This window comes from Alkalihalophilus lindianensis, assembly GCF_032843265.1.
In the GTDB taxonomy this organism is placed as follows: domain Bacteria; phylum Bacillota; class Bacilli; order Bacillales; family Bacillaceae_D; genus Alkalihalophilus; species Alkalihalophilus lindianensis.
This window is the reverse complement of the sequence record NZ_JAWJBA010000497.1, coordinates 1-263: the sequence shown is the minus strand read 5'-3', so window position 1 is coordinate 263 and position 263 is coordinate 1. Positions and strand designations below refer to the sequence as shown.

The window sequence follows — 263 nt, the reverse complement described above, 5'->3', positions numbered from 1 at the left end:
ATCAGCAGCTTGCGCAGGAAGGCCGGTCCGGGCAGATCGATGCCCTTGCCGTCCCGCAGCGGACCGATCGCAGCAAGAAGTGTACGAATATCATAGGTCGAGTTGAAGACCTCCGGCACGCCGCGCTCGACATTCATCAGCGTGTAGACGGCCTCCATCGGGGTTCTCACCGAATATTCCGTGGTGAAGATGCAGTCCCGCTGCTTCGATTCCGCGAACTGGCCGATGAAGGCGAAGTTGACCGCGCCCTCCGGCACCACGTC

At 61.2% G+C, this 263-nt stretch carries 1 protein-coding gene; it reads right to left on the bottom strand.

Translation table 11 applies throughout. The annotated features are described in order from the left end of the window. On the bottom strand, window positions 1–263 hold a 263-nt coding region (locus tag RYX56_RS26635; RefSeq protein ID WP_317124233.1), incomplete at both ends, for an oleate hydratase.